This is a genomic window from Methanospirillum hungatei JF-1, assembly GCF_000013445.1.
Classification (GTDB): Archaea; Halobacteriota; Methanomicrobia; order Methanomicrobiales; family Methanospirillaceae; genus Methanospirillum; species Methanospirillum hungatei.
The window spans coordinates 3,511,424-3,530,823 of sequence record NC_007796.1; the positions used below are offsets into that span (position 1 = coordinate 3,511,424).

A 19,400-nucleotide genomic window follows, 5' to 3' on the forward strand; every position below is an offset into this window, starting at 1 on the left:
ATGGAACCCCTCATAGAACTCAAAGATCTCGAGTATGCCTATCCATATGCCTCGCCTGCGCTCTCTAATATCAGCCTCTGCATTCAGAGGGGTGAGAAGATTGCTCTGGTCGGTTCCAATGGAGCAGGAAAATCAACGCTTCTTCTTACCCTGAACGGGATGATACGGCCGGACAAGGGAACGGTCACCATTTATGGGAAACCAGTATCATATGATCGGAATTCACTTCGGAAGATACGACAGAAGATCGGATTTGTCTTTCAGGATCCTGATGTCCAGATAATAGCACCTACCGTATGGCAGGATGTTGCATTCGGACCGGTGAACCTTGATTATTCGGAAGAACAGGTACAGCAGGCGGTTTCGAATGCGCTTCACAGCGTCGGACTGGAAGGATTTGAGAAGCGTCCACCATATCACCTCTCTGGCGGAGAGAAGAAGAGGGTGGCCATCGCCGGTATTCTGGCCATGGATCCTGATGTCCTCATCCTCGATGAACCCACGAGCATGCTTGATCCTGCCGGGAGCGAAGATATCATGGACCTCCTTGATGAACTCAATCACCAGGGAAAAACCATCATCATCTCCACCCATGATGTTGAACTTGCCTACCCCTGGGCGGATCGAATAATCCTGATGGAGAAGGGGAGGATAATTGCATCAGGTACACCGGAAGAGGCGTTCTCAGATAAAGAACTGGTCAGACGCGCACGACTGAAAACCCCCATACTTCTTGAGCTCTCGCAGGAACTGAAGAGCAGGGGAATGAAAACACCGGGGACATTACCCAGAACCGTCCTTGATATCATCAGGATTATTGAGCATAATCACCATGGATCCATCCGCCTCTCTGACAATGGCTATGGGACAATACATGTCGGGGATGTTGATCTGATATCCGGATCACACATACAGGCGATTCTTGCCAGAACTTCATGTGATACCATCGGCGTGATGGGGAGCAGGGCAAAAATTTGTGCCCGTCAGTGGGGTCTGATTCCGGACATCTCCTATGCGGTCATTGATAAATGCATCCTTCAGGCAATGAACGGACGGACAAGTCTGATTCTGACAACCGGAGGGATGGTGACCAGAGTCTTTGAACGGGTGAGCATGTTTAATCAGACAAACAACCGGTCAATTCCCGTTCGATCACTCATAGGGGACGAGATACCAGATGATTTGTCAGGTATCTGATCGTTTAGACACATTCAAAACCAATCACTTTTGAAGGGCACCCGCTAATGTATACGGAGCATATGATACATTGTCCACTGGATAAACCACCAACAGGCGGACCAACAAAAGATGAAGTACTCGCAATAGCAATGCATAAGCTGGATCTGAAACCGGCAGATATTTTTGCTGATATCGGGTGTGGAACCGGGAAGGTCACCCTGACCGCTGCACCTCTGGTTTCTCATGTCCATGCCATGGATATCAGAGAGGAAGCATACCGGTGGACCTGTGAGGAACTGCGGAAGAGTGGTTTTGCCAATGTAACGCCGCACTTTGGCAATGCCGTTTCTATTCTTTCCTCTCTGGATAACATAGACAAAGCCTTCGTTGGTGGATCGAAGAATCTTTCAGATATCATCACCCAGCTGGCTCACCTTACAGTGAAGACCATTGTTATAACTGCGGTTCTCCTTGAAACGCTCAATATTGCAATATCAACATTACAGGAATATGATATGTTTCATGAAGTCACCCTTGTTCAGGTTTCGAAAAGCATGCCGCTTGCCGGGGGATTTATGCTAAAACCCCTTGATCCGGTTTTTATCATCACCGGAGGATGTTCTTAAATGCTTTCCGGAGTGGGGCTTGGTCCAGGAGATCCTGAGCTTCTCACCATCAAAGCGGTTCGCATGCTACAGGAAGCGGATGTCGTGTATATTCCAGGTGGTCTGGCCAGGCGGCTGGTTGAGCCGTACTGCACCCCCATTGAACTTCCCTTCCCCATGAGTCATGATGAGGAGATGATTCGGGCGCAGATTATCGAGAATGCTGAAAAAATCGCATCTGATGCGAGGGATAAAAATGTTGTCTTTGGAATCATCGGTGATCCGAATATCTTCTCAACCTTCTCGCGTCTCACTGTGATTTTGAAGGAACGATACCCCAATATCATCATCGGTACAGTTCCCGGGATATCATCCATAACAGCACTCATGTCTGAGACCGGCCTTCCCATTACCGGGGGCTTTTGTGTAACCGACGGGAGTAAGATTCGATCCCAGATTAGGATGAAAGTAAGAAAACCCCGTGAGTTGGCAGAGAATCTCCGAAAAGAAGGATACTCGAGATTTGTACTGGTAGAGCGGATGTACATGGACGGTATGCAAGTGCTTAACGGGGATGATCTTCCGGAAGAGAGCAGTTACTTCTCACTCCTATATGCAGAGCGTGATCTATGAATAAAATCTGGTTTATTGGTGCTGGACCCGGAGATCCTGATCTCATTACCGTAAGGGGACGAAGACTCCTTGATTGTGCTGACATACTGATATATGCCGGATCATTAGTCAACCCTGAACTTGTTGCAAGCTCTCCGGCCAGCGAAAAGTACGATAGCAATGGCATGAGCCTTGAAGAGATGATCCCCATCATGGTCAAAGGAATCCGTGAGGGAAAGACCGTGGTCAGACTTCATTCTGGAGATCCTGCACTCTATGGGGCTATCGTGGAGCAGATCTATCTACTGAAACAGGAGGGTATATCAGTCGAAGTAGTCCCCGGTGTCTCCTCGCTCTTTGGTGCTGCAGCGGCATTGCAGGCCCAGCTGACTCTCCGGGGAGTATCTGAATCGGTCATCATCACCCGTCCGGCCGGGAAGACACTTGAGAAAGATAAGATATTCGAACTCTCAGAGACCGGTGAGACCATGGCTATCTTTCTGGGGACTGACAAACTTGAGGAGATAACCTCCCGCCTTGCCTGTCACCCCGAGACCACTGCAGTAGTAGTGTACCACGCAACATGGCCGGATCAGAAGATCATCAGGGGAACGGTACAGGACATCGCCAAAAAAGCAGCAGATGCAGGGATTACAAAATCCGCCCTTCTGCTCATCGGTGATGTCTTTGCCGAGGATCCAAAGGGGCATATCAGGTCATTCCTTTACTCATGAATACGGTTGTAACAGCACTCCCCTACTTTCAGGAACGGGCTGAAAGAGTCGCATCGGCAATCAACGCGGAGTTTATCCACTACCATTCAGGATTATTCTCCGAACTCTATAGGACAACACAACGGATTGTTGCGATCATGGCTATCGGCATCGTTATCCGCAATATCGCCCCCCTGATCCATGACAAATGGACTGATCCAGCTGTTGTTGTCATCAGTCCGGACATGCAGTATGCAATACCGGTTCTCGGAGGCCATCATGGTGCAAATGATCTCGTTTACCTGCTGCAGGAGAGATGCGGTCTTACACCGGTCATCACCACCGCCACAGAAGCTACCGGACGGGAGGCTGTCGAGGTTCTGGCAAATAGAGAGCACCTTCGGATTGTCAATACCCGGTCTACCAGGCAGGCAAATGCATCTGTCCTGACCGGGAGTGCCAAAGTATACCGGTTGCCCGGTCCCGGGATGGTTATCGCCGGATCCGGCGTCTCATTCCTTGTTGCTGACGGGCCATATTCGGTTGGTATCGGATGCAGACTGGGGACTTCTGCAGATGAGATTGTTCATGCAATTCATTCCGCTTGTGAAACGGCTGGTATCAGTCAGGAAGATATTGCCATCTATGCAACCGGAGGTATCAAAACCCATGAATCAGGCCTTCTTGATGCGGTCAGAACTCTGGGGCGCAATATCATATTTCTTAATCACTCCGACCTGAGTGAGGTGGCCCCCCCTTCACAGTCTGCTGCGTCACGGTTCGGATTGCCGGGTGTTGCAGAGCCCGCAGCACTTGCTGTATCAGTCCATCACCACCTCATCCTGGAGAAACAGATCTATGGAAATGTCACCATCGCTATCGCAGAATAACCCAAACACTCCCACCGGCTCACTCGCTGTCGTCGGGATAGGCCCAGGCAGTCCGGATATGCTGACTATCGCAGCTGAAAAAGCAATAAAGAACGCGGATATCGTCATCGGGAATGACTTTTACATCAACCAGATTCCGCATCTTCTTACGAAACAGAAGGTCATCAAAAGTCAGATGGGCAAAGAGATCGACCGCGCAAAGCAGGCAATTACCCTGGCACACACGAGCCATGTCGTCATGGTATCCGGCGGCGACCCGGGCGTCTATGGAATGGCCGGACTTATCCTGGAGATGGCCGAACGAATTGCGCCGGATCTGAAGATAGACATCATCCCCGGAGTGACGGCAGCAAGTGCCGGTGCTGCTCTGCTTGGGGCACCCCTCACCAATGACTTTGCAGTCATCAGTCTTTCAGATCTTCTGACACCACGTGATGTCATTGAAAAGCGCATCAGGGCATTATGCACGGTCGGGATCCCCATTGTGCTCTATAATCCAAAGAGCCGCACACGAACAAATCTGTTTGAAGATGTCATAGACATCGCACGCGAACACCTCGCTGGTGAAACCCCGGTCGGGATTGTGAAAGATGCCTACCGTCCGGATGAGACGATCATCGTTACCACCCTTACAGATGTCATGGACGTTTTTGATAGTATAGACATGCACACCGTCGTTTTTATTGGCGGTGAAGAGACACGAATGCTCAGGAGATATGCAGATGCCAGAGGAATGTTCACCCCCCGCGGGTACCACCGGAAATATGAGTTCTAATTATACAGATATCGGGGCAGATACGCCGGAGGGGTATGCCATTTCGCGAACATCACGGGAGCTGGCCAGAAAGACCATCGGAGATGCAGGACCCCTTGACCGGATTCGCCAGCGCTGCTCAATCGCAGTCGGTGACTTCGCAATGGCAGACCTGATGAGGTTTCAGGGTGATCCGGTACGTGCCGGCCTGAACGCTCTGCAAGAGGGAGCGCCGATATATACAGATATCAGGATGGTGCAGACCGGGATTCAAAAGAAAGGACACAAAAGTCAGGTGTCCTGTATCCTTGATACCCTTTCGTCACCAGATACCGGTGGAAAAACACGCACATCCGCAGCACTGATGTCACTTGGAGAACATTTGTCCGGATCCATCGTTGTGATTGGAAATGCCCCGTCAGCACTTCTGGTTCTCTGTGATCTGATTCAAAAAGGGATCAAACCTGCTCTTGTTATCGGAACGCCGGTTGGGTTTGTAAACGCCGCTGAGTCGAAAGAACTCCTTCGGACGCTGGACATTCCCTCAATCTCAAACGAAGGGACACGCGGGGGCACTCCGGTCGCTGTTGCCGCCATGAATGAGATCATCACCATGTTCGTCGAAGTGTCCGGAACCGTCGGGTAATATGCAGGATCCGGTCAGCGGATTTATCTACCCGGAGGAGTGGATCTCTCTCTGTACAGACGAGACAGAGCGTCTTCTTGTCAGTCAGGGGCTTGCTGTCCTGACTTCAGATGGAACCATACGAAGGCGTGGGTTTACCACCGGTAGTTCTGCATCTGCTGCAGCCAAGGCATCGGTGCTCTCCCTTACAAAAACCGGATTCGATGAGGTATCAATCCTCACTCCAGCCGGGATACGTGTTCAGATCCCGGTCACAATTGCCAGGGGAACTGGAGAGTGCAGGAAATATTCCGGGGACTATCCGGGAGACGTCACTGCAGGACTGGTCTTTACAGCAGAAGCAACTCCCGCAGATTCAGGAACCACCCTTGTCTTTGGTGAGGGAATCGGGAGATGGAGTCGTGATACCCCCCGGTATAAAACCGGAGATCCGGCGGTCTCCTGCCAGGCCATGGATGAGATCAAAAACGCAATTGAGGAGGCTGTCCAGGAGACCGGGATTCCGGGTGTATCAGTCAGGATTTTCGCACGGGAGGGACGAATAGTTGCAGAAAAAACCCTGAACCAGATGGTCGGAGTCGTTGGTGGTATATCCGTGCTGGGGACAACCGGATTTGTTGAGCCCTGGGATGATCATCTGGAACAGACCGTCTGTGATCGGGCGGTTCATGCAGAACGGGTCGTACTTACCACCGGCAGAATTGGCATGCGATATGCCCGGATGTTATTCCCTGACCATGAAGTCATCCTTGCCGGGTCCAGGCTTGGTACTATCATCCCCCATCTTACCGGTGAAGTGATCATCTGTGGTCTCCCGGCTCTTGTATTAAAATATATAAATCCGGTAATTCTCGAGGGAACCGGTTTTTCAACCGTTGAAGAGTTCATGACCAACGACCGCTTTTTGCCGGCCATGCAGACATCTTTTCAGATCTATAAAAGCGCACACCCGAATGTTCGAATTGTCGTGGTAAACCGGGAAGGAGCAATCATCGGAGATTCTCAATGAAGATTGTTGGTGTCGGATGCGGACCTGGGATGCTGACCAGGAAAGCAATACAGGCAATACAATCTGCACACCTTATCGTTGGATCAGAACGGGCACTTGATCTGGTCAGGGATGTCCTTCCATCTCATGCAGAGATCAGAGAGATTGACGATTACAAGATACTCCGGACACTGCCCGAACACGCAGTCATACTCTCTACCGGGGATCCGATGATATCAGGGCTTGGGTATCTGGGCGGAGAGGTAATCCCCGGAATATCGTCCGTCCAGCTGGGGGCAGCAAAAACAGGCGTGACCCTGACAAATCTCTTTCTCATTACTGCCCATGGCAGGGATCATGATCAGGCAGTGAATGATTGTTGTGAAATGATAAGCGCGAAAAGAAAAGTGTGTATCATAGCCGACCCTGCTTTCCCGATCAGTGCATTAGGACAGAAACTGACTGAAGTTAACCCGGAAGCAGAGATCATCATCTGTGAAAACCTGGGATACCCGGATGAGCGTATAACAAAAGGAACGGCCAAAAACCCTCCTGCAGTTCAGGGAGGAATGTTCATTCTGTTTATAACAGTATCATGAAAAAACCATGAAATTGCTGTAAATAAATTATATAAGGAAAAGGGGATTGGTCTCTGCTCCCTTGGGGCAGTCAACCAGTGATATCGGGTATCACAGAGACCAATGGGGTCTTCATCGAACATTCTCCTCCTACAAGATCCTCATGAATTGATACACACATTTGATGGGGGGTGTGAAATGAGGCATTTCACATGTATGCGTCAGGTGTTATTCGGATGGGGGGTGTCTCATGCAGGTTCTCTTGCAGAGAGGTAATTATAGATTATCGCTGAGATATATTAAATTTAGCCCTCATGATCAAAGATATTGAAGTTTTAGTTTTAATTTTGAATTATTTTATTAGGCAACCGGTTTTAGAATTAAATTACTTTTTATTGAACATAAAAAAACAAATTTTAAAATATATCACATGCCTATAAGCATATGTGAAAACTACTACCCGTGTCAAAAAGATCAACGGGCATGAATACCTGTATGAAATAACCTATTACTACGACAAGGAGACCCGGAGAACCAGGCAGAAAAGCAGATACCTGGGAAAAAATGTCGATGGGGAACCTGTCAGGGTCAGGGAAAAAGCAAAAAATCCTGAACGTGTGTACTCATATGGAGAGTTTATCCCCTACCTTCAGGCGGTAAAAAGCCTTCATATCCAGGAGATTCTAGGAGCACATCTGACTGACCATGAAGTGAGGCTCTTTCTCACCCTTCTTTATGCCGGCATTCATCACCCTGATGCCCTCCACTCACCCGCCTCATGGTATGACGGGACGGTCCTCCCCCGAATCTTTTCAGGCCTTAAAATTACCACTCAGAGTATCTCCCGGCTGCTTAAAAAACTGGGTGAAGGCTCCATTCATCTTAGTATCTGCCGCTCATTATCTCAGATTCCTGAAAGCGGGAATATGCGAATCAGCACAATAGACATCCCCATGGTCCAGCAGACCTCATGGCATACAGGAATCTCCCACCACGGAATGGAACCGATTGCTCTGTTTTATGATAATATCGCCAATATCCCGGTAGGATATCTTTCTTCAGCCCAATATCTTATCACATCAGACCTGGTAAAAGCGATCAATGCAGGAATGCACCTATTCTCTGGGAAAAAGGGGGTCATCATATCAGGAAAGAGTTTTGCATCATCAATGAACCTGTATGGAGCACTATACAGTGAAATCCCGGTCATCTTCCCCCTTGATCCTGACCATGATCTCATTAAAGAAGAGATTAAAAAATACCGGACTGACCTGATGCATCCAAAAAATCTCAAGATCTTCCGGGGTGAAACCCTGTTTGTTATCCCATTTAATATCTCCCTCGAAACAGTTCAGATAAAGGGGTACATCATCTACAGTCCACGAAAAGAAGAAGAGATACGGGAACGCTTCGGGGAAGATATTGAACTCATTCTTGAAAATCTGAATGATAAACCGATTTACAAATGGGTCAATCCCGCCGAGGCAGTTGCTGATGTTGCCGGTATGTATGAACCCTTCCTCCAGTGGCGTGTCCAGAATAACCGGATTCTGGTGGATGTCAAGAGAAAGGCTCTGGGAAAATATTTAAAAAACTGCGGAATTTCTGTGATTATTACCGGAGATCCAGAATACCAGTGGGACACCTGCCTTGAGTGGCTGGAAGAGCGTGCCGAAGCAGAGAGGTTCCTTTCAACTTATATCAGAAATTTCCAGGTCTTCCCCCTCTCAGTTGATAGTGACACGATGAGAAGCGGTGCATTCCTCGTCGCATTCCTGGCTCATGTGGTGAACCGGTGGGTGCTTGAACAATATGCAAAGTCAGGACTTCTCGCAATTTACACTGCTGAAAAAATTTATCTTGAACTCATGAAGATACGCCTGATAGGCCTTGGTAATGACCGGGTTTTAGTAACAGGGCTAAATTCACGGCAAAAAGAGATTCTTGATACATTAAAGTGGAACACAGAGATATAATCTGACAGTCACATCCTAAATAGGCAATATTTTTCTCAGGTGCATTCCAAATTGAACTTTTAGGCAGGCCACCCCTCCAGGTGCATAAACGAATTATGGAGTCCGGCTTTCATTGTCAGGAAAGCGGATCAGAACTCCATCCCTCATCAAAAGGCCTTCATCTACCATCTGCCCGAGGATCCTAGTTGTCCGCTCCTCCTCACTCTGAATCTTCTGAGAGATGAGGTCACCCAATACAGGGCCCTCAGCCAACAATACTTTCAGGATCCTGCCCCTGATCTCCCGATCACTCCCGGAGAACTTTGATTGCACCGCATAATGCCTGCTCCGACGGTTCGGATTTTCTATAGCTCCCGCAAGAAATGTCCCATAGTCCATGATGCTGTAATACCATTCCCGGGGATGATTGTGGTCAAGGGTCCAGGTAAGCACCGGATATATCTCCATATCAGATACCCCCACCCGGTCCTGAAAAAAATGGTGAATAAATACCCGGCGTACATTTGTTTCAATGAATACTACCGGGCGGTCATAAATGAACACAACGATTGATCCTGCTGTTGCTGCGCCTATGCCAGGGAGAGTCTGTAATACGGCAGGATCTTCAGGGACAATTCCGTCCCACCGGTTTATTATCACCTGCGCAATCTGAAGAAGGTATTTTGCCCGCCGATTATAACCAAGACCCTGCCATGCCCGTAGGACATCCTCAAGTGATGCCTGTGCAAGAGCCGCAAAATCAGGGAATATCCTGATAAACTCATCAAACTTTTTCAGGACGCGGGGGACCTGGGTCTGCTGCAGCATGATCTCGGATACAACGACCCGGTACGGTGTGATCTCATCCCTCCAGGGCATGGGGCGCCGGTTCTTCACATAAAACTCTGAAAGCATTGCATTGAACCGGTCTATTGATGCAGGATCAGCAGAGTCAAAAAATTCGTCCATAAAATCAGTCAACCAGAATCCCAAATATTGGTTATATTCTCCCCGTCTTCATGATGTAGCATTCACTTATATCTCCTCACCCATAGAACAATCAGACAATAAAAGTGCAAGGACGATGGATTATATACGGAAATCAGTCTGGATCTCACGGTATACGAATCTACTTATTCACAGAAACCATTTGTATATTCGAATAATTTTAGAGGCTGTTGCATAACCAAAATGTCATTTCCGCAAGAGGACAATTTCCATTCGATTGGAACTTAAATCGTCGAAAAAAAATCTGGTTTTTTCCTCATTGTACTAACTGTTTGAAGTTATGCAACAGTCTCTTTATGAAATCTGAAATTTCTGAATATCTAAAAGAAATCACCCCTGATATTATCAGTTCGAATTCTGACCCTACCTTGGTAAACCGTTTACTCGGTATTATCGAAGAACTGCAGGATGAAGTGAAGCGTCTGAAAAGAACTCAGGGTTTTGATGTTGTCAGGGGCAAGAGACTAAAGCCGCTGAACTATATTGCCGGAAAAGATAAGATATAGATACTATTGACCAGTATCCAGTGAAATTACTGAGTATAAGGCACGATCTGCTCACCTGGTTCTGATCCTCCAGAGTTTTTTTTTATCCAGGGAGGGGATTGCCTTCACCTGATTCTTTTTTTCATATCGCTTCAATGAATCATGTTGCTTGAGATATTTTTAGTGATGAGATTCTGAAACTCTCTAAACAATCTTTGTTTTGAAGAGATCTCTTATTTGTTGCATGAAAGAAGAAATTATAATGTATAGAAAAATTGCTGAAATCGGTGAGAACTACATCAGTATTTATTGCTTACAAAATACTACTTCTATCAAGGATGAGCGATCAGGCAGTGCATGTACCTCACAAGTCAGAATGGATTACCATTTCTACTGATGAGTATGAATCCATGCAGCGCACAATAGAGGTTCTTTCGGACCCCGACTTAATGACTCAGCTTGGAGAGGGGAAGAGAAAGAATGCCCCAATGAAGGATTTTGAGGAACTGGCCAGAGAATTGGGAATTTAAAACTCATCTTTGTGTTTGATAGCTTCAATAATTACCTCACCCTTTTCAATGTCAATGGTATAGAGAATCCGAAATTTTCGTTCAAAATAGACCTCCCATAATCCGTGGAGTGAACCTCTCAATGGTTTTCCGTGGATATCAGGATAATTTGATAGTTTCCTAATCTTCTGGACGAATCGGTTTGAATTTCTTTATCATAACCCTTTAATCTATCTTCTGCGGGTTTCCTGATGACGATTCGGTAAGAATTCACAATTATTATACACGGTAAGAGAATAAATAATCACAATCTCATTCGTTCAGTGTTTAGGGTAAAAATAGAAGATTTATAAATTATCTTCAAATCTTAAGCCCCTGCAGGGATCTGACATCAATTATTTTCTTCTCTGGAGATGACTATTCCCCTGACAGATGACCAGCCCAGGGTACCTCACCATCTCCCGTGACCTTCTCATTTCCCGGATACGTGCTATTCAGGAACGTTCTTCACCATGTGTCCTTTGTCCCCGCCATTGCAGAGCCAAACGCAAAACAGGAGAACTTGGATTTTGCAGGACCGGTATCCATCCCCATGTTGCCTCATTCGGTCCGCATTTCGGCGAAGAACAGCCAATATCAGGAACCTGTGGATCAGGGACCATCTTTTTTACCGGATGCACCATGGGATGCAGGTTCTGCCAGAACTATGAGATCAGCCATGAGCGGATGGGGAGAGAACTCACAAAGCAGGATCTTGCATACATCTATCTCCATCTTCAGGCACTAGGATGTCATAATATCAACCTGGTCACCCCGACTCACCAGCTCCCGGCTATCCTTGAAGCACTTCTGATCGCAATGGATGCCGGGCTTCAGATCCCACTTGTCTACAACACGGGCGGATATGAAGACATTGACACACTCAGGCTTCTGGAAGGAATCATCGATATCTATATGCCGGATTTCAAATTTGCCGACGTAAAGACGGGAAGAATACTGGCACATACACCTGATTACCCACAGATTTGTAAGGCAGCCCTGTGTGAGATGCATCGTCAGGTCGGTGACCTTACCCTTGAGAACGGAATTGCAACACACGGGCTTCTTATCCGTCACCTTCTCCTCCCCGGACGCGGTGAAGAATCAGAGAGAATTATCCGGTTCATTGCCGAACAGATCTCCCCGAATACATGGCTTAATATCATGGACCAGTACAGGCCGGCAGGAGATATCAGGAGATTCTGTTCAAACGAGTATTCTGATCTTCTCCGTCGGGTATCAGACGAAGAAGTGGCCAGGGCAATCAGGATTGCACAAGAGTGTGGCCTTACCAGGGGCCTTGAGGAAGAGAATTATACACCAGGATCATGAGTACAGATCGAGCGTCCTATCTACCCATCCATCCAGCCTGAACTTCCGCCGGAGTCCGGCCTCATTCATATACCGGATGGTTCCAAATACCGGCCGCTCCTTCCATGGTCGGTCATGTTTGCCAAAACACCAGGCAACCCCGCAGTATCCGTTCGGGTCACGCCCGTCCAGTTCATACCGGTTATTGAGATAAAGCGCAATAGCATATGCATCTTCAGGTGTTTCAGTCCATTCAAGGATCTTCTTTCCCCAGTACATCCGCAGGTATCCATGCAGGTACCCGGTTCGAATCATCGAGAGTTGCATTGCATTCCATGCTCTATCGTGAGTCCTGCACTCTTCAAAATCTGCCGGCGTGTATGAATATTCCCGTGTATCAATTCGATGCTTCTCAAGCGACTTCCTTGTCCACTCCGGGAGGCCTTCATAGTGGTCATATAAGGGGTTATACCAGACAAAATTGTGTGATAACTCCCGACGAACGATGAGTTGTTCCAGAAACGCATTTGTTCCCGGTCCGGGATGTTCCATCACCCGGAGGGCGATATCAAGCGGCGATATATGACCGAAATGCAAGTATGCGCTCAAATATGATGTTGCATGGGCTGTCGGATCATTATGAGTGGCCTCGTACCGGTCGATGGTCTCGGAGAGAAATGCAGAGAGATAATGGTCTGCAGCATTCTCTCCTCCGGGAAGGAACTGAGTAGAAGTATCCTCTGGGAGAGGTTTCCCTGTAAACTGCTGCTCTGCTCCGACTGGGAGCCCTGTGAATGGTTCACAGTCCGTCGATTCTCCCTGCACATGCCGACAGATGAGGGGGTGCAGAAAGGCAGGAAGTTGCCGGGTAATCTTTGGTCTGAATGTTCCTGCCGACCATTCTTCCTTTGGTGAAGCAACATGAACCGGTACAATCAGGTTGGTCTCGACAATTACTACCTTACAGGGAGCGGTATCAATGACTTTTTGCCTCCACTCCCGCTGAAGACGGGTCCAGCCCTGATCGGTCACCATCATGCATGCATCGTCTGCAATCCGGGGAATGATATCAACCGGACTCCCGGAGAGGATTTGAAATCCGATTCCCCGCTCGGTAAGAGAACGATTCACATCCTGAAGACCCTCCCATAAAAACCGGTAATGAACTGGTGTTGCCTCAGGATAGGAGTGGTCAAGACAGAAGACGACGATGAGAGGTTTTTTCAGTTCGTTCGATCTTTCGATCGCATATTCAAGGGCATGGTTATACCTGGTCCTGACTGCGGATTGCATCCAGTAGAGGATGTACGAACCCTTCGGTTCCTGATTATTGAATGAAGTAATGCGTTCAGGCTGGATCATAAGTAACACCGAAGGCCACAGTTTTTTTATCCGGAAATATTACATGCTCTTAGTAATCACAAATATGTAAGTTCATCATGAGATGAGGACTTATGACTTGTGCATACACGGGAATTATAAAAAAATCGGGAGATTTTTATATTGGTCTTTGTCTTGAACTCAATGTTGCAAGTCAGGGAGATAATATTGAGGAGGCAACCAGGATGCTTCAGGAAGCATGCCAGGAGTACCTTTCTTTTGTTAAAGAAGAAGGAATCGAAGATGAGATTAAGCCAGTCTCGTTGGACCTGCTCAGAGAATTTCTTATTGGAGACGATGGATCCTCTACCTCAAATGATCATCTGTTTTCTAAAAAAATAACAATCTCCGGTCCCTGTGCCGCATAAAATACCCCCGGTGCCAAGCAGGAAATTTGTGGCCCTCCTGGCTAAGGGCATGCACGGTTAATTCGTCAGCGTGGAACGATTCACACAATAATTTGAGAGAATATCCGGGGGGATAACATATCATGCACCGGTGGTTATGGCAAAAGATGAGTTATCTTCCCATTATATGCTCATTGTTCTCCGGCAACTGGGATTCACCGATGATGATATTGAAAATCTATTTGAATAATAGGGAAAAATAAAAATATTGCAATAATATTTTCCCACAACGCTTATTGTTATGCGACATCACTTTGTCTCTATTGAGAAATTTTTCATAATATTGCTTATTATTTGCTGACTCATATTCAGAAGCTCAATACCAACAATTCTGTTATCTTCATCATAATCGAGGATTACTCCTGGTTGAATCTCTTCAGAATCCATAATCGCTGATTCATGAAATCTCAGATAAAGGGCCTCATTTGCAGAATCTATTGTAATTTTCATTTTTGTACCCTCCGATCAAAGAACACTGTGATAATTCTCTGCGGTTGAACAGATGGGTTGATAATTACCCGTAAAAACTTCCCCTTCCTCTCTGGTATTGCGGAAATATAATGCATCGTCCCATCTTCTCTCAATTCAGTATAATCAGGATTTTCAATTGTTTTTCGAATCCACTCATGAGAAATATCACGTTCTTGCGCCATAGACAAAGCATGCAGAGAAAAACAATAATTTGACATAAATTATTGCATCAATATTTGCTATCTATCATTTATTGAGATTGCATTTCATGAATAATTCTGCGAACTATATCCTTTTAAACATTTTTCCTAATTCCTGACACGAGAACGAAATTATCGTCGGCCGGCCATGTGGACAGGTCCAGGGATCGGCAGTCTGTGACAGTTGATTTATTATATCCATCCCCTGTTCAGGGGTGAGCACCGCTCCTGCTTTGACCGCACTTCTGCATGCAACCAGCCGGAGAACCTGTTCTTTTAACCGAACCGGCCCCTCGTCTTCTGAGAGGATCGTTCCGATTATCTCCCTGACCGTTTCTGGATCTTCATATCTTCCGAGGACCACCGGGACACCCCGTACACACCAGGTATCCTGACCAAAGGGCTCTATAATAAACCCTTCATCGGTGAGAACCGGAAGAACAGACGGGATAAGCCCGGCTTCGGAGGGGCTGAGGGTGAGCACTACCGGGGCAATCAGTTCCTGGGTTTTCAGGTGCAAAGACTCCTGCTGCTTTAACTGATCATATCTGACCCGTTCATGGGCTGCATGCTGATCGATGAGAAATAATGCCCCAGTCTTATCGCTTGCAACAATATATGTCCCGCCGACCTGCCCAATCCAGAAGAGCTCGGGGAACCGTTCATCCCTGACCGTAGCATCATCGGCACTCTCCTGTAACCGTGTCTGCAAAAGCTGACGTGACGTGGTCCGGTACCCGGAAAGAGTTGCTTCACACACCTGCCTCGAAACCGGAGCCGCTGCGACAGCTCCATACCGGATTGGAGCTGGTGCCGGAGAAGGAATATCACTGAGAGAGATCTGTGCATCTTCATCCGCTGCGGCAGGGAGATCAAGCAGATTTGCATCATCAAGAGCCAGTCTGACAGTCCGGACAAGCAGATCAAGGATTGTTCGTTCTGCAGAAAATCTGACCTCACGCTTGGTCGGATGGATATTTGCATCCACTTCTGCCGGAGGGATTTCAAGCATCAGGACCGCAACCGGCCATACATTGCCGGGTATCAGGGATCCATACGCCCGTTTTACCGCAGAGACCATCGCAGGAGACTGAACAAGACGACCGTTCACGGCAATAAGTAACCGTTGTCTGTTCTGCTTTACCAGTTTCGGTAGGGAGATAAGACCGGTCACGAGAGTATTGCCATCCCTACCGCGGATTGGGATCATCATCCCTGCATCAGACGGATAGAGTGCCCGGAAGATATCAGAAAGGTCAGACCCCCCATGAGTTGAGAATTTTTCAATCCCGTTTACGAGGTACCGGAAGGTGATACCCGGATACAGACATGCAAATGACTCAAGAAGGGATGTGATGTGTGCAACCTCTGTCTGCAGGCTTTTCAGGAACTTGCGCCTGGCCGGTGTATTGAAAAACACCTCTTCAACGGTTATCGAGGTCCCGTTCGGTGCCCCTGTCTCGGTGCATTCGACGACCTCTCCCCCCGTGATCCGAAACAGGATTGCTGTATCAGACTCTTTCGGCTTTGTTATCATCGTCACATAGGAGACTGCCGCTATGCTTGCAAGTGCCTCACCCCGAAACCCAAGCGTCCGGCAGGAAAGCAGATCCTCACCGGTCCTGATCTTGCTCGTGGCATGGGCAAGAAAGGCAATCCTGACCTGATCAGAAGGGATTCCGACCCCGTCATCGGTGATCCGGATGCGGGATATCACGCCATGAGCTGTAGAGAGTTCCACCGTAATTCTGGATGAAGCTGCATCGATTGCATTCTCGACCAGCTCTTTGACGATGGAAACCGGACGATCCACCACTTCTCCGGCAGCGATCAGATGGACGGTTGATTCATCAAGGACCTGGATGACCGGGGCAAGGTTGGTCATGGATGTCGTGCCTTCTCCTGCAGATCGGCAAGGATACTAAGTGCCTGTATTGGTGTAATCTCATTGACCTGAAGTGAGCGGAGTTCTTCCCGCAGAGGATCCGGCCCGGCCTCCCTGACCGGCTCTGTCCCGGCATCAAGAAGAATCATCTGGGTGTACCGCTTGACACCACCGCCCATCGGATCCTCCCCGCTCATAATCCGTTTCATCAGCTCTTCAGACCTGCTCACCACCGAAGCCGGAACACCGGCAAGCTGGGCCACATGAATACCATAACTCCGGTCGGTTGCGCCGGGCACCAGTTTCCGGAGGAATATGACGTCCTTGTCCGTCTCCTTTACCGCGAAATGACAGTTACGGACCCGTTTAAGGTCGGCTTCTATCCCGACTATCTCATGGAAATGGGTCGCAAAAAGACATCGCGGCCCCTTGGACCTCTTTCCATGAAGGTGCTCAAGGACAGCTTTTGCGATACAGTACCCGTCAAGCGTGCTGGTCCCTCTGCCGATCTCATCCAATATGACAAGGCTTTTCTCTGTAGCATGGTTGAGAATGGTTGCAAGCTCCATCATCTCAACCATAAAGGTACTCTGTCCGGAGGCAAGATCATCAAATGCCCCGACCCTGGTAAATATCCGATCAACGACCCCGATCCTGGCATACGTAGCCGGGACAAAACTTCCCATCTGGGCAAGAATGATGATCAGGGCCACGCTCCGCATATAGGTTGACTTTCCGGCCATATTGGCCCCGGTGATGATCAGGATCTGGTCCGATCCTGCCGAGAGCTCAGCATCGTTCGGAACAAAACCCCCGCCAATACTGCTCTCCACCACCGGATGACGGCATTCACGGATCAGAAGGGTTGGTTCATCGACAAGTTCGGGCCTGACATACTGGTTTTTGAGTGCTACTTCGGCAAGTCCTGCATAGAGGTCAATCTTCCCGATCGCCTGGGCTATCTCCTGAAGAGCAGGTACCTCCTGACTTGCCTTTTCGATGATATCCCTGAAAATCTCCTCTTCAAGACTCTGCAGCCGCTCGTCAGCCGTTGCTATCTGGGACTCCATCTCGCGAAGTGCCGGGACGGTATACCGCTCCCCGTTTGCAGTTGTCTGGCGGCGTTCATAATCATCCGGAACACTGGCAAGATTTGCCTTGGTTATCTCGATGTAGTACCCGAATACTGCGTTATATTTTATTTTCAGGGATTTTATCCCGGTTCGTTCCTTCTCCTGCTGCTCAAGGTCTGCGATCCATTGTTTCCCGTTTCGTGAGATAGTCCGGAGGTGATCAAGTTCCTCATGATACCCGTCCTGTATCACCCCCCCTTTCCTGATAAGGGCTGGTGGATCCTGGACAATTGCTCTTGTGATAAGATCGGCCAGAGGGGTGATGTCCCTGATACCGGCGATTGCACCGGATAGTTCGTCAGGAATACCATCCTCTGTAGAGAAGAGGGTTTTGAGACGCTTCACCGCATCATTCGCTGCAGCAAGGGTTACCAGATCCCGGGGGCTTGCATTCCCATAACTGATCCTCCCGGCAATCCGCTCAAGATCCGGGAACCGGTGGATGCGGGTCCGGACATCATGTCTGACAGCTGACCGATCAATGAAGTATGATACCGCATCAAGCCGGCGGTTTATTACGTTCGGATCCAGGAGGGGTGCAGCAATCCTTTTGCGGAGGAGACGGCGGCCCATCGGGGTCAGGGTCAGATCGATGGTTGCAACAAGGGTTCCTTCTTCGGTCCGGTCCCGGATATTCTGCAGCACCTCCAGATTTCGTAAGGTGACGGCATCAAGGACCAGATGTGATCCGATATCCGACCGGTGGACCGACCTGATATGGGATAATGAATCAAACTGGGTCTTCTGGGCATAGGCCAGGGCAGCTCCTGCCGCGATGGTTCCTGCCACATAACCGGCACAGGGCAGATCCTCAGGATTTGAAATGGTGAACTGCCGGCAGAGAACCTCCTCTGCAGATGCCTTCGCGAACAAAGAGGAATCCTGGGATGATACAAGCGGGACGATACTCTGTAAGAATCTGACCAGATCCTCACCGGCCCCTGCAGGGATGATGCATTCCGACGGATGATACCGTGCTGCTTCAGAACGGATACCATCCTGCATATCCTGTGAGGGGATCTCGGTAAACTGAAAATCTCCGGTTGAGATATCAATAAAAGAGAGACCGACCCGCTTCTTTTTCTGATCAGGATACACCGCCATCAGGTATCGTGCCTGTTCGGTTGAGAGAAGAGCGGCATCGATGACGGTCCCCGGTGTGACAACTCTGACGACTGCCCTTTTGACTATCCCTTTTGCCTTTTTCGGATCCTCGACCTGTTCACAGATAGCGACTTTATATCCCTTACTGATCATGCGGGACAGGTAGGTATCCACTGCATGGTACGGTACTCCTGCAAGCGGAATGTCCTGACCGTCCGGCATCCTGCCCCGTGAGGTCAGGGTGATATCAAGTTCTCTGGCACAAATCTGGGCGTCCTCACAGAATGTCTCGTAAAAATCACCCATTCGAAAGAAGATGACACAGTCCGGGTACTGCTGTTTCGCATCGTAAAATTGTTGCATCGCCGGCGTTATTTTCCCCGGTTTTTCTGCAATTCCCTTTTGCCCGGTTTCTTTCGGGGCTGCCGGATCACTCATGACTGGTACACATTAGGAAAGAAAGGCCAAAATGGTAACCTCATCACATCAGAATCTATGCCCGTTTCAGGATGATTTAAGAATCAAACGCGTTTCTGCAGGAATAATGA

The 19,400-nt window shown here is 48.4% G+C and carries 20 protein-coding genes; 14 read left to right on the forward strand and 6 right to left on the reverse strand.

Going from position 1 to position 19,400, the window contains the following annotated elements:
* From MHUN_RS16780 to MHUN_RS16825, 10 genes are all read left to right on the forward strand, one after another.
* Window positions 1–1,197, forward strand: coding sequence for an energy-coupling factor ABC transporter ATP-binding protein (locus MHUN_RS16780; RefSeq protein ID WP_011450135.1), 1,197 nt, complete (start codon window positions 1–3; stop codon window positions 1,195–1,197).
* Window positions 1,198–1,259: 62 nt separating this feature from the next.
* Window positions 1,260–1,805 (forward strand): bifunctional cobalt-precorrin-7 (C(5))-methyltransferase/cobalt-precorrin-6B (C(15))-methyltransferase, encoded by a 546-nt coding sequence (locus MHUN_RS16785; RefSeq protein WP_048067646.1) that lies wholly within the window; start codon window positions 1,260–1,262, stop codon window positions 1,803–1,805.
* Window positions 1,806–2,417 (forward strand): cobalt-factor II C(20)-methyltransferase, encoded by a 612-nt coding sequence (locus MHUN_RS16790; protein WP_011450137.1) that lies wholly within the window; start codon window positions 1,806–1,808, stop codon window positions 2,415–2,417. It begins immediately after the preceding gene.
* Window positions 2,414–3,130 carry a precorrin-4 C(11)-methyltransferase gene (cobM, locus tag MHUN_RS16795; protein ID WP_011450138.1) on the forward strand — a complete coding sequence of 239 codons (717 nt, stop codon included), beginning with the start codon at window positions 2,414–2,416 and terminating at the stop codon, window positions 3,128–3,130. Before MHUN_RS16790 ends, cobM begins: the two co-directional genes overlap by 4 nt.
* A complete protein-coding gene (gene cbiG / locus MHUN_RS16800) occupies window positions 3,127–3,999 on the forward strand; it encodes a cobalt-precorrin 5A hydrolase (RefSeq protein WP_011450139.1) in 873 nt (290 codons plus the stop codon). Before cobM ends, cbiG begins: the two co-directional genes overlap by 4 nt.
* On the forward strand, window positions 3,968–4,774 hold the full coding sequence (gene cobJ / locus MHUN_RS16805; protein WP_052288929.1) for a precorrin-3B C(17)-methyltransferase: 807 nt from the start codon (window positions 3,968–3,970) through the stop codon (window positions 4,772–4,774). The genes cbiG and cobJ overlap by 32 nt, the downstream gene beginning before the upstream one ends.
* Window positions 4,764–5,399, forward strand: a complete 636-nt coding sequence (locus MHUN_RS16810) for a precorrin-8X methylmutase (protein WP_011450141.1) — start codon at window positions 4,764–4,766, stop codon at window positions 5,397–5,399. Before cobJ ends, MHUN_RS16810 begins: the two co-directional genes overlap by 11 nt.
* A gap of 1 nt (window position 5,400) precedes the next feature.
* Entirely contained in the window at window positions 5,401–6,408 is a 1,008-nt protein-coding gene (locus MHUN_RS16815) for a cobalt-precorrin-5B (C(1))-methyltransferase (RefSeq protein ID WP_011450142.1), read from the forward strand.
* Window positions 6,405–6,986: a cobalt-precorrin-7 (C(5))-methyltransferase gene (locus tag MHUN_RS16820; protein WP_011450143.1), complete on the forward strand. Its 582-nt coding sequence runs from the start codon at window positions 6,405–6,407 to the stop codon at window positions 6,984–6,986. Before MHUN_RS16815 ends, MHUN_RS16820 begins: the two co-directional genes overlap by 4 nt.
* A gap of 425 nt (window positions 6,987–7,411) precedes the next feature.
* Window positions 7,412–8,941, forward strand: coding sequence for a hypothetical protein (locus MHUN_RS16825; RefSeq protein ID WP_011450144.1), 1,530 nt, complete (start codon window positions 7,412–7,414; stop codon window positions 8,939–8,941).
* A gap of 93 nt (window positions 8,942–9,034) precedes the next feature.
* Here MHUN_RS16825 and MHUN_RS16830 read toward each other — a convergent pair whose 3' ends face one another.
* Window positions 9,035–9,889: an endonuclease III gene (locus MHUN_RS16830; RefSeq protein ID WP_048068154.1), complete on the reverse strand. Its 855-nt coding sequence runs from the start codon at window positions 9,887–9,889 to the stop codon at window positions 9,035–9,037.
* Window positions 9,890–10,224: 335 nt separating this feature from the next.
* Between MHUN_RS16830 and MHUN_RS16835 the strand changes: the two genes are divergently transcribed.
* The 3 genes from MHUN_RS16835 to MHUN_RS16845 all read left to right on the forward strand — a co-directional run bounded on the left by MHUN_RS16835 (window position 10,225) and on the right by MHUN_RS16845 (window position 12,293).
* Window positions 10,225–10,434 carry a hypothetical protein gene (locus MHUN_RS16835; RefSeq protein ID WP_048067648.1) on the forward strand — a complete coding sequence of 70 codons (210 nt, stop codon included), beginning with the start codon at window positions 10,225–10,227 and terminating at the stop codon, window positions 10,432–10,434.
* A gap of 266 nt (window positions 10,435–10,700) precedes the next feature.
* On the forward strand, window positions 10,701–10,943 hold the full coding sequence (locus tag MHUN_RS16840) for a hypothetical protein (protein ID WP_143709562.1): 243 nt from the start codon (window positions 10,701–10,703) through the stop codon (window positions 10,941–10,943).
* Window positions 10,944–11,354: 411 nt separating this feature from the next.
* Window positions 11,355–12,293, forward strand: a complete 939-nt coding sequence (locus MHUN_RS16845) for a radical SAM protein (protein ID WP_011450147.1) — start codon at window positions 11,355–11,357, stop codon at window positions 12,291–12,293.
* Here the strand turns inward: MHUN_RS16845 and MHUN_RS16850 are convergent.
* A complete protein-coding gene (locus MHUN_RS16850; protein ID WP_011450148.1) occupies window positions 12,288–13,634 on the reverse strand; it encodes a deoxyribodipyrimidine photo-lyase in 1,347 nt (448 codons plus the stop codon). The genes MHUN_RS16845 and MHUN_RS16850 overlap by 6 nt on opposite strands.
* Window positions 13,635–13,726: 92 nt before the next feature.
* Between MHUN_RS16850 and MHUN_RS16855 the strand changes: the two genes are divergently transcribed.
* Window positions 13,727–14,020, forward strand: coding sequence for a type II toxin-antitoxin system HicB family antitoxin (locus tag MHUN_RS16855; protein WP_011450149.1), 294 nt, complete (start codon window positions 13,727–13,729; stop codon window positions 14,018–14,020).
* Between the two features lie 288 nt (window positions 14,021–14,308).
* Here MHUN_RS16855 and MHUN_RS16860 read toward each other — a convergent pair whose 3' ends face one another.
* The 4 genes from MHUN_RS16860 to mutS all read right to left on the reverse strand — a co-directional run bounded on the left by MHUN_RS16860 (window position 14,309) and on the right by mutS (window position 19,290).
* Window positions 14,309–14,509, reverse strand: a complete 201-nt coding sequence (locus MHUN_RS16860) for a DUF2283 domain-containing protein (RefSeq protein ID WP_011450150.1) — start codon at window positions 14,507–14,509, stop codon at window positions 14,309–14,311.
* On the reverse strand, window positions 14,506–14,748 hold the full coding sequence (locus tag MHUN_RS20135) for a DUF4258 domain-containing protein (RefSeq protein ID WP_011450151.1): 243 nt from the start codon (window positions 14,746–14,748) through the stop codon (window positions 14,506–14,508). Before MHUN_RS20135 ends, MHUN_RS16860 begins: the two co-directional genes overlap by 4 nt.
* Before the next feature lie 67 nt (window positions 14,749–14,815).
* Window positions 14,816–16,615 (reverse strand): DNA mismatch repair endonuclease MutL, encoded by a 1,800-nt coding sequence (mutL, locus tag MHUN_RS16870; protein ID WP_011450152.1) that lies wholly within the window; start codon window positions 16,613–16,615, stop codon window positions 14,816–14,818.
* Window positions 16,612–19,290 (reverse strand): DNA mismatch repair protein MutS, encoded by a 2,679-nt coding sequence (mutS, locus tag MHUN_RS16875; protein ID WP_011450153.1) that lies wholly within the window; start codon window positions 19,288–19,290, stop codon window positions 16,612–16,614. Before mutS ends, mutL begins: the two co-directional genes overlap by 4 nt.
* Between the last annotated feature and the right edge of the window lie 110 nt (window positions 19,291–19,400).